Origin of the sequence: Streptomyces sp. NBC_01264, from assembly GCF_026340675.1 — a bacterium.
Lineage (GTDB): Bacteria > Actinomycetota > Actinomycetes > Streptomycetales > Streptomycetaceae > Streptomyces.
In genome coordinates this window covers 74,036-89,666 of the sequence record NZ_JAPEOX010000007.1, presented here as the reverse complement: position 1 = coordinate 89,666, position 15,631 = coordinate 74,036, and the positions used below count along the sequence as shown (strand labels likewise).

Below are 15,631 nucleotides of genomic sequence, written 5' to 3'. Positions count from 1 at the left end.
GTCGAGACGCACGCATGAAATCACTCCCAGGACACGTGATACAGCACGGGGCAAGCAATGCGTGTATTGACGGATATATGAGGGATGGAACCGGGAGTGTGCCGTTTCACCCGCCTGCTGCTGAGGAATAGTCAGACCGGGCCAGTAGGCGGGCCTTCCTGAAGGCACTGTCACCTTGTTCGGCGGTCTGGGATGATCTTCGGGTTGTGGGTGTCCGGGTGGGGTGGGGGTTCGTGTCGTCTGGGGTTCCGTCGTACGCGAATCACCGCTACCCGGCCGAGGGGCGCTGTCACGTTGTCGGTGGTGTGATTGTTTGATGGCGCGTCAGGGTGTGCCGAGGTCTTCCGTGGCCCGCTGCTCAGAGCCTGGTGATCAAGGGCTAGTGCCGTATCAGGCAACGTTTGCCCTGTCGACGACGGCGCGTAGACGTCGGTCGTCGGCGTGGCGGTTTCGCCAGATGATGTAGCGGCGGATCATGCTGCCCTGTTCTTTGTGGTCGGCGTGGTCGGTGCCGTCGAGGGTGAAGTAGCGCAGGGCGGTGAACTGGGCTTCGATGCGGTTGAGCCAGGAGGAGTTGGTCGGGGTGTAGGCGATCTCAACGTTGTTCGCCGCGGCCCAGGTGCCGACGCGCTGACACCTTTTGGTGGTCAGGTGTGGTGAGAAGTTGTCGCAGACGATCGCTATCCGGACGTGGGCCGGGTAGAGGGTGCGGAGGTAGCGGCAGAACTCCAGAAACTGGGTGCGTCGCTTGACGGGTTTGATGTGGCCGTAGAGCTTGTCTTTGGTCAGGTCGAGGGCTGCGAACAGGTGTCGTACTCCGCCGTAGCGGTTGTAGGTCGCCCGCCGTCTGCGGCGTGGTTCGCGGTCGGGGTCCTTGTGCTTGCCGCCGCGCTCGGCCCACTGGCGGCCGGGGTGGGGCATCAGGTTGAGTGGGCCGAACTCGTCCATGCAGAAGACGACTTCGGGCTCGCCGTCCTCGGGTATGACCTCGCCGTCGGCGATCGCGTAGAGGTGCTCGACTCGGGCCTTCTTGGCCGCGTAGTCCGGATCGCGGGAGGTTGAGGGGCCTCGCGTTTTTCGGACAGGGATCTGACCGTTCATTTCACGCGGCTATTCGCAACCTTGCATACTCGGCGTGGACTTCCTGCGGAGGCCGGTAACCGACAGCCGAGTGAAGGCGTTTGCGATTGTACCAGAATTCGATGTAGCGAGTGATGTCCTGCCGGGCGGCCTCGAGGGTCAGGTAAGTCACACGTGAGACACGCTCGTTCTTCAGAGTTCCGAAGAACGATTCGGCCATCGCGTTGTCGAAACAGATCCCGGTGCGCCCAGACGATCTGCGGAGGCCGAGCCGGTTCAGCGCCTTCCCGAACTCGGCTGACATATAGTTACTTCCGCGATCGGAGTGAAAAATTGCCCCCTTGGTGAGCTTCCTGTTGCGGGCTGCGTTGCGTATGGCCCGGGATATCAAAGGCGTCTGGTAGTGGTCGTCCATCGCATACCCGATGACTTCCTTCGTGCAGCAGTCGATGACCGTCGCGAGATAAAGCCAGCCCTCGCCAGTCGGAATGTAGGTTATGTCTCCGACGAGCTTTTCACCCGGGGTGTCGGCGGTGAAGTTCCGGCCGACGAGGTCGGGCACTGCGCCCGCCGCAGCCTGGGTCAGGCTGAACCGCTTCGGGCGGGGCTGGCAGGGCATCAGGCCCAGTTCACGCATGAGCTGGCGCACGAGCTCCAGGCCGGCGGCGTGCCCCCAGCGCGCCAGCTGGGCGCGGATGCGCCGGTATCCGTACGTACTGTCGGACACCTCGAAGGCTTTCTTGACGAGCAGTTTCAATTCCTCGCGCCGCTGAGCCGTCGCAGAATCAGGACGGCGTCGCCAGTCGTAGTAGCCGGACTTGGACACGTCGAGCCGCTCACACATGAACTCGACAGAAAATACGTACTCCGCGGTGTCGAGTCGCATCGTTTCGATGAACTCGTACTTGCGTGCTACCGGGGATCCTTCGCGAAGTACGCCGCGCATTTTTTCAGGAAGGCGTTCTCCATCTCGACTTCGCGAATGCGGCGTTCGAGTTCCTTCAACCGGGCGCGTTCACTCACCGTCAGCTCAGCGTCAGCGGCCGGCTCACGCCGTTTCTGGAACTTTTTCACCCAGCCCCGGAGTGTCTCCGGGTTCAATTCAAGCTCTCGGGCTGTCTCCGAGACGGTCTTGCTGGAGCGGAGCGCGATCTGGACTGCTTCCTCGCGGAACTCCGGGGTGTACTTGCTGGGCGGTGCCACTTCGTGCTTCCTCATTCCCTTGACAGGACAACCCTATTGGGCCCCTGTCCGAGAACTTCGGGGCACCTCACCAGTACACGACGCTGGTCATAGTGGACTTCCAACGCCCACCGGAACGCTCATGGACAAGCGACTGTCGGCAGGTCTTGTGAAGGCGGGCAGTGAGGGCTTGTGCCTGCTTCTTGTCCAGGTCCGCGGCAAGCACAACAAACTCGTCCCCGCGTACGCGGCCGACGGCATGTTCGCGGCCCCAATCGGCCAGCGCGCCTCGAAACCGGGCCGCGATCTCGCGGAGCGCGGCGTCTCCAGCGGCCCGCCCATGGGTCGTGTTGTATGCCTTGAAATCGTCAAGTCCGAAGCGCAAAACCGCGAGCGTGGGCTGTCCTTCCGTCGGAGGCACTCTGTGCCGGTGTACTGCGACCGGGTCGGGACTGGGACCGCCGGTGGAGCTCACCAGGGCGGCAGAGCGCTCGCGTTCCAGGGTCCCGTCGGCGCACAGCTGCTGGTTGAGTCGGGAACGCAGTTCCGACTCCACGAGAAGTCCGGTGAGGTCGTCCATGCTTGCCCGCCAAAGTAGTGCAAGCTCGTGTTGCTTTCGCACCTCTATGTCCTCGACATGGGTGAGAAGAAAGCGAGGGCCATCAGAACTCTCTGCGACGACCGAGTTGCGCATCGATACCCAGACGTACGTTCCGTCGCGACGCCCCAGACGCAACTCGGCGCGCCCACCCTCTGCGGAAACACCGAGAAGGGTAGGTATGTCCTCCGGGTGGACGAGGTCGGAGAAGGCATAGCGACGGAGCGTGGAGGCAGGGCGGCCGAGCAGTTGGCATAGGAAGTCGTTGGTTCGCAGGAAGCGCCCGTGCTGATCGCCTCCCATCTCGGAGATGGCCATGCCCGACGGCGCGTACTCGAAGGCTCCCCGGAAGGACTCCTCACTGGCACGGAGCGCCTGCTGCTCACGCTCCAGCTTGACGAGAGCCCGTTGCATGTTGGCGCGCAGCCTTGCCTGAGTTATGGCGAGTGCAGAATGGTAAGCGTATTTTCGCACGTCGCTCATGCTGTCGGCATCGGGTGCGCCGCCATTCTGTGGCCTATCCAGCGAGATAACCCCGATCAGTTCTGGGCCAACGCCTGAGGCGTACATCGGAGCGTAGACGCGGTCGTCGGGGTGCCAGGTGCCTTCGTAGTCAGCTACCGTCTGATCCTGGCGCCACTCGGGAATGCCATCGTCGGCCAGCGACCCTGCGGAATGCGGTACGTAGCATACTCCATCCCAATCCGCGCCCAGGGAGAGTCGGCTTTCCCAGGCAGCGCGGGGCCCGACGCGGCCGGCGATTCGGCTTTCAATATCAGGGTCACCGGAGAAGGCTGCAACGACAAGGTCACCGTCGGGACGCACAATATTCACTGCAGCCAGACCGAAGCCGAGGCCAGCCAGAGCACCGTCCCCGACGGCCTGAAGGGTGTCCGCAAGACTGCGCGCGACAGACAGTTCCGCGATCACTCGATCGACGTGATCTGCGCGGCCCGACGCCTTGGGCATCGAACGTGGTATGTAGGCGGCGTTACGGATGAATGGCGCCTGCCCCAGCTGGTTGCGGCACAGCCGATGCGGTTCAGGGCGATTGCTCGTAACAAGCCGGGTGCGCAGGCGGGTAAAAATGGTATCCAGGTCTAGAAACTCGCCTTCTCCGGGGACGCCCTGCTCCATCAGAGTGAGCCATTCTCCCGTGAAGGCCGTTAGCGGTTCACCCGGCGGCGACAGAGCAACTGCCGTCTCGGCTGCTGCGGCCAGAAGGTAGGTACCGTCGACTTCCAATGCCGCCGCGGCGGACTGCACACCGAAAGCTCGGGCGCTATAGCAGCAGTCGAGTACAACAATCCGACGCAGGGCACGGCACTCCTCTACGGACCAGCGGATCCAGTCGTAGGGGGTCGCCGTATCGTGCACGGATGCTGGGTCAGTGGACTCAACGGCAAGATGCAGCTTCCCCGTCCGCGGCTCAATCAGGCCGTGGCCGGCGTAGTAGACGAGCAGGGTGTCAGTCGCCGCCTCGCCCGCTTCTTGGACCGCCCGGGAGACATCACGTGGCAGGGGCGGGTCTCCCACCACCGTGCAATGTGCAGCAGGGAGGTTCCACACCTGAGTGAAGTGTTCGCGCAAAAGGGTGAGATTGGCGTCCACGGCTGGCAGGTCGTCCAAGGAGGTGAACGAGCTGGCGCCCACGAGAAGGACCCGGGTTCCCTTCGGATCGGGCAACCTCGTCAAGAGGAAGGTTCCGTCTGCTCGTCCTCCAGGAGCCGGCGCACGACGGCCTCCGTCTCGCTTGTGATCACTCCGCGGATCTCGACCCGTGCACCATTGGCGCGCTGCACTGTGATGGTGGGCGCCTGCGCTCTGGTTGCGCGCCAGGAGGCGATGGAAGCGGAGAGCGCTGCTGTGCTGAAACCGCTGCTGAGGACGATGGAAAGAATGTCGATGCCATCGCCCTGTTGCCCGGGCACTCGTGGCAGACCGCTGGTGAGCTCAGTCCGTACGTGGCGACGCACGGAGCGATCGGCCTCCAACCAGGCGGCGAGGGAGCGGAGCTCAACCTCAGCTATGGACCCCGGGGAATGTACGGTGATCAACATGCTGGAAGCATAGGGTGCGTCGCCTACAGCGCGGACTCTGATCGGATAATCCACCGAGTGCCGGAGCGTGGCCACCGTGAGAGATGAGCCCCTCCCCCGAACCTGACCGGCCACCGCGCACCTACGACTGCGCTGCACGTGGCCCTAGGCACCTTCACGTTCCTGCTCCTGACGGCCGTCATCGGCGCCGGGCTCTTGTACGTAACCGTCAGACACCCATCGCTTGCTGGACCGCTCTAGGTAGCGACGGGTGGCGTCGCCTTGGTATTCACGATCGCCGGCGTACTCGTCGCCGCCATGACCAACTCCAGGAGGTGAGCCCACGTGCCCCACGGCCATCCCACCGCGATGACCCTCCGGAGGGCCTTGTCACGTTGTCGGCTGCATGATCGTTTGATGGTGTGTCAGGGTGTGGTGGGGCCGGGGCGGGGCTGTGGTTCAGGCCGTGGCGGGCATGCCGGCGGCTCCGGTGATGTGGTTCCAGATCGTGAAGCGGATGCTCATTTCGAAGCGGTGGCGGCCGGCGGTCATGAGGTGGCGGTGGGGTCTGAAGTGGGGTGAGATCCCGGTGAACGCGGACAGGAACCGCTGCGCGGATCCTGGGCTGCGGAACCCCTTCATCGCCCGTTCCCGCTGCCTCGTAGGCTGGTGCGAGTTCTCCGCCCGGTTGTTCAACCCCTTGTGCGCACGGTGCTCCACCGACGGCATCACCTCCCGGTGCGCAACCCCGTACGACTTCAGCTTGTCCGTGACGACCACCCTCGGCACTCGCCTGGTCGTGGTGAGGAGCAGGCGGAAGAAACGCCTGGCCGCAGCCTTGTCACGGCGATTCTGGACCAGGATGTCCAGGACGTTCCCGTCCTGGTCGACGGCCCGCCACAAGTACTTCGACGCCCCGTTGATCTTGACGAAGACCTCGTCGAGATGCCATTTATCGCCGGGCTGCGGGCGCCGTCGGCGCAGCGCGTTCGCGTAGGCCTGGCCGAACTTCAGACACCACCGGCGGATGGTCTCGTAGGAGACGATCACGCCCCGCTCGAGCATCATCTCCTCGACCTCGCGGAAGGAGAGCGGGAAGCGGAAGTACAGCCACACACAGTGCGAAATGATCTCCACCGGGTACCGGTGATTCTTGTACGACGGCACCGCAGACGACACGAACCCCACCCCACCCGGACACCCACAACCCCAAGATCATCCCAGACCGCCGAACAAGGTGACAGTGCCCGCAGGGGTATTCTGCGCGCGCAGCGCGCGACCCCTGCGTTTTGCGCCTGCCACCCCAGCCCGCGGCCCGCCGGCGGCGGACCCGCCAGGCCCGCCCCACGCGGGGCTGAAATGCCTTGAGGGGGCCAACAGCCGGACGGCTGCGGCCCCCTCAAGGGAAATTTCGGCAGGCCTGGCGCTACGGGGCCTCAACGAGCTCTTGAGCGGCCTTCACGGCCCCCCTCCGGACTGCTGCCGGATAGCCCAGCCGCTGCGCCGCCGCCTCGGCGGCGAGGTCCGGCTCCGTACGCATCAACGCAACGATGCGCGCGGCACGTTCCTGCACCAGGTGACGCTGCGCCGTAGGTACTGAGATGCCGAGGACCTCCACCAGGCGGGCCGTCGTCACCGCGGGCTCGGCGTCGAGGAGTTCGGCGATACGGCTGGGGAGCAGGTCACGGGGAACCATGTCGCCCGAACCCTTCGGCCGGCCACTAGGGGAGCTCATGACACCGCGGCCGGCCGAGTAGGCGAGCAGGACGGCTCGCGGCCAGTGCTCGGCGCCGCCGACGACCACAACGTGCTCGGCGAGGCCGGCATCGGTCTTGTAGCTGTCCACGCTCCGCGGTTTCACCCCGAGGAGTGCTGCCGCTTCGCGCCGGTCGAGCAGGTCCTGCTCATGGTCGCCCGTCGTGATGGACGGCTGCGGGCGCCCGTCCCGGTAGGCCTCCACCTGCTCCAGGTCCCACAAAAGGATCCGAGCTCCCTCGGAGCTTACGGGCGAGGGAAACCCGCCCTCGGCGTATGGTTTGGCCCGGCGGAACGCAGCCCACTTCATCCCCAGCACACCGGCGAGCTCCTCCCGCCCCACAGCCGTACGTCCAGCGCGGATCACGAACCCAACCTCCTGATGAAAAGCGCGCGCCGGCGAGCTCCGGCACCAGATTGAAAAATGTACCGCACTTCGAGCCCACCCGGGGTGTCCCCGGACCCGCGGGAGGCTATGCTCGGTCCCGAGACGCATGTGGGTTCTCCCGCGGTGTGTTCTTCGGTCGGCCGGCGCCCTTGCCACCCGCTCACGCGGAAGTGGGCGCCGGCCACATGCATATCAACGTGCCGACGCGATGGCCTTCCGCAGCAGGGCCCGGCTACCGCCGGATCTCAACTACCGCCCGAAACATGCCGGCTCCCGCCCCGAAGCCCAACTGGGCGATCCGCAGGACCACACAGGGCCCCGCATCTCGCAGCGCAAATCCCCAGCGGTCCCGCCCAACAAATCCCGATCCGCACCTCGGTCAAAAGGACCGCTTCCCCACCAGCGAAGCCGTGGCCCCGCCCATGAGCCCGCCCGCGGCAGCAGCCCCGACTACCCCGACGAATGACCCCCCACGCGCCGAGAGCCACGTACAGCCAGGTCGCCGCCCAGGCCTGCGCCCCCGCAGACCCAGCCACCCGCGCCCGAACCAACCCCCTACACCCACACAAGAAAGTCCGCGCACTCACCAGCCGGAAAACGGCCCCTCAGCAGGCAAAATACAAACCCGTCGCCTGTGCACCTTCCCCCCATACCTCCCCGGATACTTCCCCCCATCCCTCCCCCGATACTTCCCCCCATCCTTCCCCCCATGTTTCCGGTCAAAGGACGGTGCCGTGCAAGGCGCGGCGATCTCCGGTGAGGGCGTAGCGGCGGGTGGCGAGGCCCGTGTCGAGGTCCTCGCCGATCGCGGCGCACAGCGGCCCCAGGACGTCGGCGGCGGCGCCGTCCGAGAGGTAGGCCGGGGCGACTTCGAGGAACAGCTCGCCCATCGTGAGTGCGCTGGCCGCCAGGTCGTCGACAACCCGGCGCAACTCGGCGACTCCGGTGTCCGCCGGCGGTGCATCCGGCGGTTCGGGTGGAGTGGCGCGCACGTCGCGGACGGCCTGGTGGACCACGGCGCGCACCGTGGCCGCGTCGAGGTCCTGGGCGCCGTCGCGGGTGAGCGCGGCGAGGCGGCCCGTGATCAGTTCCGTGATGTCGCCGCTGCGGGCGGCGACGGCGATAAGGGCCCGCTGGGAGAGCCCGTAGTCCAGCGCGGCTTCAGCGACCGGGGTGCTGTCTCGCGTGCGGGACACCAGGGTGCCGGCGGCGACCCCGGCCTGAATGGCCCCCAGGCCGCGGGCGACATCGAGGAGCCGGTAGGCCTGCGCGCGGCTGATCCCGAACTCACCCACGCAGTACGCCTCCCACGAAGGGTGCGAGAGCGCGAGCCAGACGCGGGCGGCGTGCGCGTCGCGGACCCGGACCGCGAGCACCGCGACCGTACGCCGGACGTCGTCCATCGCCTCCCGCAGCCCCGCCGTCACCGCGCGGGCCCGCGCGCCGGTCAGCGGTGGCCGCTCCAGTTCGGCGACGTCGTCCTCGGCTTGGTCTTGCTCGCCCATGCCCACCATCGTCCCCGCGCCGGCGGTGCCCGACCAGGGCGTACGGAAGCACTGACCGACGGCCCGGTGGCCCCCGCGTCCAGGGCGGCGAACAAGCGGCCGGCGGACCACCTGGGGGCTCGGCAGGAACCGCTGCTCCGGAGCGCCGGGTGCGGCGGGAGAATGTGCGGATGAGTGAGCAGCGCCGCCCCTTGGGCTCCGGACCCCGCTTGGCCCCCGCCCTAGACGGGCCACCACGTCGCGGCCGTCTGGCGGCCGAACTCGCCGCCCCCGACCCGGTGGTACCCCCCGACGGGGAACGGGCGCCCGCGGCTGTCCTGCGGCCCCCGAGGCGGGCGCTCGGCGCGGGCGGCGCGCCCCGCGCCTAAGGAGGGCTGGGACGGTTCCTCTCATCTACCGCGTCCGGCGGCCGAAGCGGCCCGGTCCTGCCAGGTCCCAGCCGCCGGCACGTCAGCCCACCCCAAGCCCATCACGCCCGGCCGTACCCCGGCAGCGAACCTCACCAGAAACCTCCCCACCGCAGGTCACGAGCCCGCACTGGTCCTGACGACCGCCTCGGGCTCCTCTGGGTACACTCGGGGCCCGGAACCTCCCCAAGAACCTCCCCAGCGCAGGTCGGGGCAGTCCCAGCTTCCAGGTCACCGGATCATGTGCGCCTCGACCAACGGTGCTCCCCTCACCATGAACGCGCGGAGGCATCCGCGGCGTCGTCGGCCAGGGCCGGTCGTCGCGTGCCGGACGTCTGGGTCCGCGCACAGCACGGCCCAGTCGGCATCCAGGCGGCCGAAGGAGGCGCAACCGTGGTCGGTGTGCAGGCGGCGGACCGGTGACCGGTGGCCCGTAGTTCGGTCATGACCGGTGACCGATGGGGACCGGATCGGTCACCGGCCACCGGTTCCCGGCACCGGCCACGGCCGGTCACGGGATCGGTCAGGGGATCGGTCACGGCCTGGGGGCTGCTCGAGGTGCCCGACTCCGTGACCGATGACCGGTCACGGCGACCGGTCGGGGCGCTCGGTCATCCGCGCCCGACGGACCGAAGGTGCGCTCGGCCCTGCTGCTTGCGCTGCTCCTCCAGGTGCCGCTGCGCGTCGAGCACGCGGCGCTGACCGGTCTTGGGCGAGACCCCCAGACGCCGGGCAACCTCAGCACCTGACAACCGCTCCCCAGCCTCCTCGGCCTCGGCCAACCAGGAGGCCACCTGCTCGATCGCGCTCTGAATCGGGTCGGTCTCGGCCGGCTCGTCGTCGGTCTGCTGCCGGGGCACGCGCGCGGTCGCTTCGCCGGACGCGGTCACGTCGGCGACCCAGGCCTGATCCGCGCTTGTCGGCATTGTCCGGTGACCGGGCTGGTCGACGGGACCGCCCTCAGGGCTGCCCAGGCCCGCATCGGCTACGGAAGCCGTCGGCGCGGGAATCGCTCCGGCGAGGAGCGGCGCAGTCTCGACCGGCTGCTCCGACAGGCTGCGGAGGTTGAGCTGCTCCCCGAAGAAGGGGTGCGGCTCCCCCATACCGTTCGGCTCCTCGTCGCCGGGAGTCGAAGTGGCCGGCGCCTCGGGCACGGGTGCTTCGGCCATCGGCAGGGCAGCCGTCTTCTCAGCCGCTTTGAGTTCGGCCGCCTGGAGTTCGGCGAGCACCGGCTCGAGGAGAACGTCGGGCACCAGGCCGCCGGTGTACTGGTCGGTCAGGCCGTAGTCCCGCGCGAGGAACGCCGCGAACTTCTTCTCCGCGGACGGGACCGTGCCGTGCTGCGCCACGAAGTCCCGGCCGGCCTGGGCCAGGTCGACGAACGCGGGCTCGGACGTCTCCACTTCCGGCTCCGGTGCGTCCTCGGCGACGGGCCGAGCGGCCGTCGGCAGTTCGGGCACCTGGTCCGCGGCCACGAGCTTCGGCTGGGGCTCGGGCGCCGGAGTGGGCTTGGGCCCGGGACGGGAGAGCAGGTCCGGGCTCAGGCCTGCTGCGGCCAGCCCCGCGGAAGCGGTGTGCCCGAGCGGCACTCCGATCCGTGCCAGGCGCAGCGGCATTAGGGCCTCCACCGGGGCCTTGCGCCGCCATGCACGGCCGTACCGGGCCTGGAGCCGGGCCTGGTAGACCAGCCGGTCCTGCTCCATGCCGACCGCCTGCTCGTAGGACCGCAGCTCCCACAGCTTCATCCGGCGCCACAACTTGAAGGTCGGCACCGGCGAGAGCAGCCAGCGCATGATGCGGACGCCCTCCATGTGCCGGTCCGCGGTGATGTCCGCGATCCGGCCCACCGCGTGCCGGGCCGCCTCCACCGTCACCACGAACAGGATCGGGATCACCGCGTGCATCCCGACACCCAGCGGGTCCGGCCAGGCCGCAGCCCCGTTGAACGCGATCGTCGCGATCGTCAGCAGCCACGCCGTCTGGCGCAGCAGCGGGAAGGGAATCCGGATCCAGGTCAGCAAGAGATCGAGGGCCAAGAGCACGCAGATGCCTGCGTCGATGCCGATCGGGAAGACGAGCGAGAAGCTACCGAAACCCTTCTGCAGGGCGAGGGCACGCACGGCGGCGTACGAACCGGCGAACCCGATCCCCGCGATGACGACGGCTCCGGCGACCACCACACCGATCAAAATCCGGTGCGTACGAGTCAATTGCATCGCGGCCACGAGTTCCTGTCCCGTCCTCTGTCCTGTCCCGATAGTCAGCCTGTCACCAGGGCCGCGCTGGTGACAGCCCTCTTTCAGGCTTTCACCATCAGGTCCCCTCCGCCGCGAACAGCTACCAGCGCTTCCCGGTTTCCTCGACCAACCTCAGTGCCTACTCACTCCACACCTGGCCGAAGCGGTATGCGTCGGCCTGCTGGTGCGCGGTGACGTCGTACGTGGACCGGGCGTTGCCCAGTTGGGCGGTGAGCATGCTGGAGGCTATGACCGCGCGGTCGTAGCGCAGCGGGACGCGTGGGATGTCCCGCTCCCCCTCCTCCAGCGGCAGCCGGGGTGCGTCGGGGTCGCCGGGGCCGGCCCGGGGCTGCTGGTCCGGGTCGGGGTGCGGCCGTGCGCTGGCACAGGACGGACGCGCCACGTGGTCGTTCGGCCTGGAACTGCGCTGCGGGGTCCGGCACATCGTGTAGCTCTGTAGCGGCGGCCACACCATCCTCACCAGACCCTGACTCACGGGCACGCCTGTCAGGCAGTCACGGATTCATCGATCAGGCCGAGGACTTCCGAGGTGGCCCGTACGTCGCCGAAGGACCGGTAGACCGTGTGCAGGGTGGCGTTGTGGTCCTTGTCGCGGCCGGTGGAGTTGGCGTCAGCGATCATGATGACCCGGTAGCCGAGTATCCAGGCGTCGCGGGCTGAGGACTCGCAGCACACATTCGTGACGGTGCCGGTGATCAGAACGGTGTCGATTCCGCGTTCTTGGAGTAGTTCGGGTAGCGGGCAGCGGCCGGGGAAGAAGGCGCTGGGTGCCGACTTCTCCACCAGGAGGTCGTCCGCGCCGACGGTGAGCTCGTGCCAGAGCCGGTCTTGCAGGGGGCCGGTGCCGCCGGCGTTGCGGAACATCTCGGCGGCTTCGGGTCCGTGGAATTCGTCGCCGACCGAGGTGCGGTCTACCCGGGCAGGCAAGACCCAGACGACCGTTCCTCCGGCGGACCGGAGGCAGTGGGCGAGGTGCTGGATATTCGGGACGATGCCGCGGGTGTAGGGGGTGGCGTTGACGAAGAACGGCACCATGTCGATGACCACCAGAGCAGTACGGACGGGATCGATGTTCGTGTACGCGTACCGGCGGCCCCGTCGTTCCTCCTGGCGCCGGTACTCCCGCTCATCGATGTGCCAGGCGTGGAGGATTGGCTTGGTGTCGGGCATGGCAGCTGCTCCTGTCAGTCGTGGTCGGGGTGGAGTTTGCGGTTAGTGCCGGAGCGTCCGATGTCCAGGCCGAGGAGCACCGTCAGAGGCGTACCGCTGTTCCAGAAGCCCAGAAGGTCCACGTCGAGGAGCACCAAGCTGTGGCGGGCGGCGAAGGCGCGGGCCTGCTTGGTGAACTTGCAGGAGGCGACGAAGAGCGGGACGTCCGCTCCGTGCTCGTCGCGGACGGTGCCGTTGAACTTCTGGAGGTCCGGGCTACCGACCGTGCGGTGCTTCGCGTACCGCTTGCACTGCACCACGATCTTGCGGCCGTCCGGGAGCCAGCCGATCACGTCGGCGCCCAGATCGTTCGCACCGCCTACCCGGCGGACCTCGGTGCAGCCGTCCCGCCGGCATAAGTCGGCGACGTACTCTTCGAACTCGCGGTCCCCCATGCCCCAGACCGGCTCCATCGAGCGCAGGGCCTGGACCCGTGCCTGTGCCGCAAGGCGGACCTTCTCGGCCTCGGCTTCACGGCGCCCGGCTCGCAGCAGCGTCCCTGTCACACCCCCTGCGGCCAGGACGGCTAAGACCATCAACAGCACCATTCCCGTTCCCATGCTCTGTCCCCTCCCCTTGCCCAGCTGTCCGTGCGCTCTACAACTCCCCCACGGTGCAAGGATCCATCCGGACGGAGAGAGGCCGGACTCTCCACGGAGTCCGGCCTCTTCGAAGGTGCTGCTCAAGCACACCTGTGTGTCGATCAGATGGTGCGAAGGTCGGCTGCCACCGCAGCGAGAATCGAGGCGAGTTGGAGGCGTCCCTCCTTGGGGAGGCTACGCGCGAGGTCAGCGACCAGCGCTTCCTTGCTCCCGCTGCGCTCGACATAGCGATGCAGGAATCGAGTTCGCTGCTCTTCGTCCAGAGTCGCGATGACGAGGTCCATGACGGCGTTGCCGTCGTGCCAGGGCATAGGGGGAAGCGTTCGAACGTCCGCCAGGCGGGCAGTCGGGTCTTCCTCGCTGATAACGGCGTTATCAGTCGACGGGGACGCAGCGCTCGGGTCCTCGGCCTTGGAGGTGATAACGGCGTTATCAGTCGGCTCCGGATTCGGGGGCAGCTCGACTGTGTCTGCGGCTGACGGCGTGCTGATAACGGCGTTATCAGTGGCAGGGGCTGACTGCTGAGTCGGTACCGAGGTCCGGCGCCGCAATTGTGGGGCGCGGGCGCGTTCGTCGGCTGTCGTCCGCTGTTCTTCTGGCGTGAGTTTGGCCAGGCCGCGCACGTGCTCGACCTTGCGTCGGCCGGCTTCGAGGTCTGCCTGGAGGTCGGGGGCGAGCGCCAGGAGCGAGAGGCGCTGGGAGATGTATGGCTGTGTCACTCCCAACCGCTTGGCCGCCTTGTGCTGCGACCCGTAGAGCTTCACGAGCTGGCTGAGGGCATTGGCCTCCTCCAGGTCGGTCAGGTTCTCCCGCTGGGCGTTGGCGACGAAGGCGGCTTCGAGCAGCTTCTCATCGGTGGCCGCCAGGGCGTCGTTGACGGTGATCCGGATGGACTCGATGCCTGCTTCGTGGGCGGCTGCGAGGCGTCGGTGACCGTCGATGACGACGTATTGGGCTCCGTCTGCGAGTTCGTCTTCGCGTCCGGGTCGCTCGTTCAGGTATGCCTCGACGGTGGCGACCGTAATTGCTTGGACGAGTCCGATCTCGGCGAGGCTGGAGGCCAGTCCCTCGATGTCCCCCAGGGTGTCACGGGGGTTGTCGGGATTCGGGCTGATCCGGTCGAGGCTGAGCTCGGTGACGTTCTCTTCTTGGGCTTCACCTGTCGCGGCCGCGATGAGCTGGCCGCGGGTGCTGCGAGCGAGGGCCGCCCTGCCGAAGGAGCTGGAGCTTCCCACGCGGTCTGCGGCGGACTGACGGGTGTTCACGTGATCTCCCGGACGATCTTGCGCATGGTCATGGCCTGCTCACACTCCGGCGAGTAGGAGAGGAGAGGCGTCTTGTTTCTGACTGCCTCGCGCTGTTCCTTGAGGCGGGCCACCTTGGCGAGGACCCGGGGGTCACCGAGAGACTCCCACTCCCTGAGGGACGACGTGACGACGTAGCCGTCGCGCGCGTCGTACATGTTGACGACGAGGCCGAGGTACTCGACGTCGATCCGCCAGTCGGCCTTGCCGGATTCGATCTGCTCTATCAGGAGCTCGTAGGCATCGGCCGAGGAGTCCTCAGCCTGCACGATGATCATCACGCCGGACTGTTGCTTGGCTTCGCCTTCGCGGCGCCGCCCGTAGTAGATCGCGGCGTCCATGCCCACGCCGAGGCTGGGAGGGGAGTCGACGACGATGACGTCGTAGTCCTTCTCCAGGGGCTCGAGTGCACGCTCCAGCGTTGCCTGCCGGTTCCGGTCCATCGCGATCATGATGTCGAGGAGGAAGGCGTCCGGGCAGGAAGGCAGGACGTGGAGCCGGCCTCCGTATCGTTCGTCTTCGACGACGACTACGAGATCCCTGATCGAGGCGTCCTTGATCTGGCCGGCCATGAACTTGGCCAGGCTGGGACCCTTGGCGGGAAGGCTCTGCAGGCCGAGCTGTTTGGTGAGGTGACCCTGCGGGTCGTAATCGACGAGCAGGACCCGTAGGCCCAGGCCTCGGAACTCCTCCAGGAGCGCCTCGGTGTTCTTGGAAACGGTTACGTAGGTCTCGCCCTCGGCCAGGGCCTCGCCGACGCCGGCGGAGACGGCGGTCTTGCCCACACCGCCCTTCTGGTTGCACACCACGATGCGGCGGGGGATCCCTGTGACAGGCCGGTACTTGGGGGAGGGATGCGTCGCGAGCCACAGGGCGACCGACTGCGCGAGCCCTTGGACGAAGGGGATGCCGCGCTCGCCGCAGGTCTCCTTCAGATCCTCCCACTGGCCTGGGAAAAGCCAGGTCGAGAACGTCACGGACCCTGCTGTATCGATGACTTCGTGCACCACGGAGGAGCTGCGCCAGGCGTCGATGCCTTCGGTGACGGCGTCCTGGATGTCCACTCCGAGTTCGGCTGCTCGTACCTTCAGGTCCTGGCGCAGCTCGGCTGGCAACTTGGAGACAACTTTCTCTCTGTCTCCGGAGGGGCTTTGGATGACCATGGAGGCACCTTACTAACTCCCAGGGTGCGTTGGGGCCGCCGACTCGCACAATCAGCGCCTAGTTGTTCACTGTTTACCCAAAATGATCACACCTTGGGTCGATGGTCACAGCCTCCCTGATGCGGCACGCCCCACGTGTTC

General features: G+C 67.2%; 12 protein-coding genes and 2 pseudogenes. All 14 read right to left on the bottom strand.

Going from position 1 to position 15,631, the window contains the following annotated elements; all coding sequences use genetic code 11:
* Positions 1–390 precede the first annotated feature (390 nt).
* Positions 391–1,059: pseudogene (locus OG435_RS49095) on the bottom strand (transposase); the annotation flags it as partial.
* 43 nt (positions 1,060–1,102) lie between these two features.
* Positions 1,103–2,298 (bottom strand): IS3 family transposase gene (locus OG435_RS49090; protein WP_266874684.1). Its coding sequence is split into 2 segments (ribosomal slippage): positions 1,103–2,019 and positions 2,019–2,298, totalling 1,197 coding nucleotides; the frame shifts between segments, so codons are not numbered across the junction.
* Positions 2,299–2,350: 52 nt separating this feature from the next.
* A complete protein-coding gene (locus OG435_RS49085; protein WP_266888383.1) occupies positions 2,351–3,829 on the bottom strand; it encodes a GGDEF domain-containing protein in 1,479 nt (492 codons plus the stop codon).
* Positions 3,830–3,925: 96 nt separating this feature from the next.
* Positions 3,926–4,513: pseudogene (locus tag OG435_RS49080) on the bottom strand (caspase, EACC1-associated type); the annotation flags it as partial.
* 38 nt (positions 4,514–4,551) lie between these two features.
* On the bottom strand, positions 4,552–4,920 hold the full coding sequence (locus tag OG435_RS49075; RefSeq protein WP_266888332.1) for an effector-associated constant component EACC1: 369 nt from the start codon (positions 4,918–4,920) through the stop codon (positions 4,552–4,554).
* A gap of 438 nt (positions 4,921–5,358) precedes the next feature.
* On the bottom strand, positions 5,359–6,078 hold the full coding sequence (locus OG435_RS49070) for an IS6 family transposase (RefSeq protein ID WP_266888330.1): 720 nt from the start codon (positions 6,076–6,078) through the stop codon (positions 5,359–5,361).
* A gap of 247 nt (positions 6,079–6,325) precedes the next feature.
* Positions 6,326–6,877, bottom strand: a complete 552-nt coding sequence (locus OG435_RS49065; RefSeq protein WP_266888328.1) for a hypothetical protein — start codon at positions 6,875–6,877, stop codon at positions 6,326–6,328.
* An 884-nt stretch (positions 6,878–7,761) separates the two neighbouring features.
* Positions 7,762–8,547 carry a hypothetical protein gene (locus tag OG435_RS49060; RefSeq protein ID WP_266888326.1) on the bottom strand — a complete coding sequence of 262 codons (786 nt, stop codon included), beginning with the start codon at positions 8,545–8,547 and terminating at the stop codon, positions 7,762–7,764.
* A 1,018-nt stretch (positions 8,548–9,565) separates the two neighbouring features.
* A complete protein-coding gene (locus tag OG435_RS49055; protein ID WP_266888324.1) occupies positions 9,566–11,179 on the bottom strand; it encodes a DUF2637 domain-containing protein in 1,614 nt (537 codons plus the stop codon).
* A gap of 151 nt (positions 11,180–11,330) precedes the next feature.
* Positions 11,331–11,687 carry a hypothetical protein gene (locus OG435_RS49050; RefSeq protein WP_266888322.1) on the bottom strand — a complete coding sequence of 119 codons (357 nt, stop codon included), beginning with the start codon at positions 11,685–11,687 and terminating at the stop codon, positions 11,331–11,333.
* An 11-nt stretch (positions 11,688–11,698) separates the two neighbouring features.
* Entirely contained in the window at positions 11,699–12,382 is a 684-nt protein-coding gene (locus OG435_RS49045) for an isochorismatase family cysteine hydrolase (protein ID WP_266888320.1), read from the bottom strand.
* 14 nt (positions 12,383–12,396) lie between these two features.
* Positions 12,397–12,981 (bottom strand): restriction endonuclease, encoded by a 585-nt coding sequence (locus tag OG435_RS49040; protein WP_266888319.1) that lies wholly within the window; start codon positions 12,979–12,981, stop codon positions 12,397–12,399.
* Positions 12,982–13,124: 143 nt separating this feature from the next.
* Positions 13,125–14,288: a ParB/RepB/Spo0J family partition protein gene (locus OG435_RS49035; protein WP_266888317.1), complete on the bottom strand. Its 1,164-nt coding sequence runs from the start codon at positions 14,286–14,288 to the stop codon at positions 13,125–13,127.
* The gene (locus tag OG435_RS49030; RefSeq protein WP_266888315.1) at positions 14,285–15,490 is read right to left on the bottom strand and encodes a ParA family protein; all 1,206 of its coding nucleotides are present in this window, start codon (positions 15,488–15,490) and stop codon (positions 14,285–14,287) included. Before OG435_RS49030 ends, OG435_RS49035 begins: the two co-directional genes overlap by 4 nt.
* Positions 15,491–15,631 lie beyond the last annotated feature (141 nt).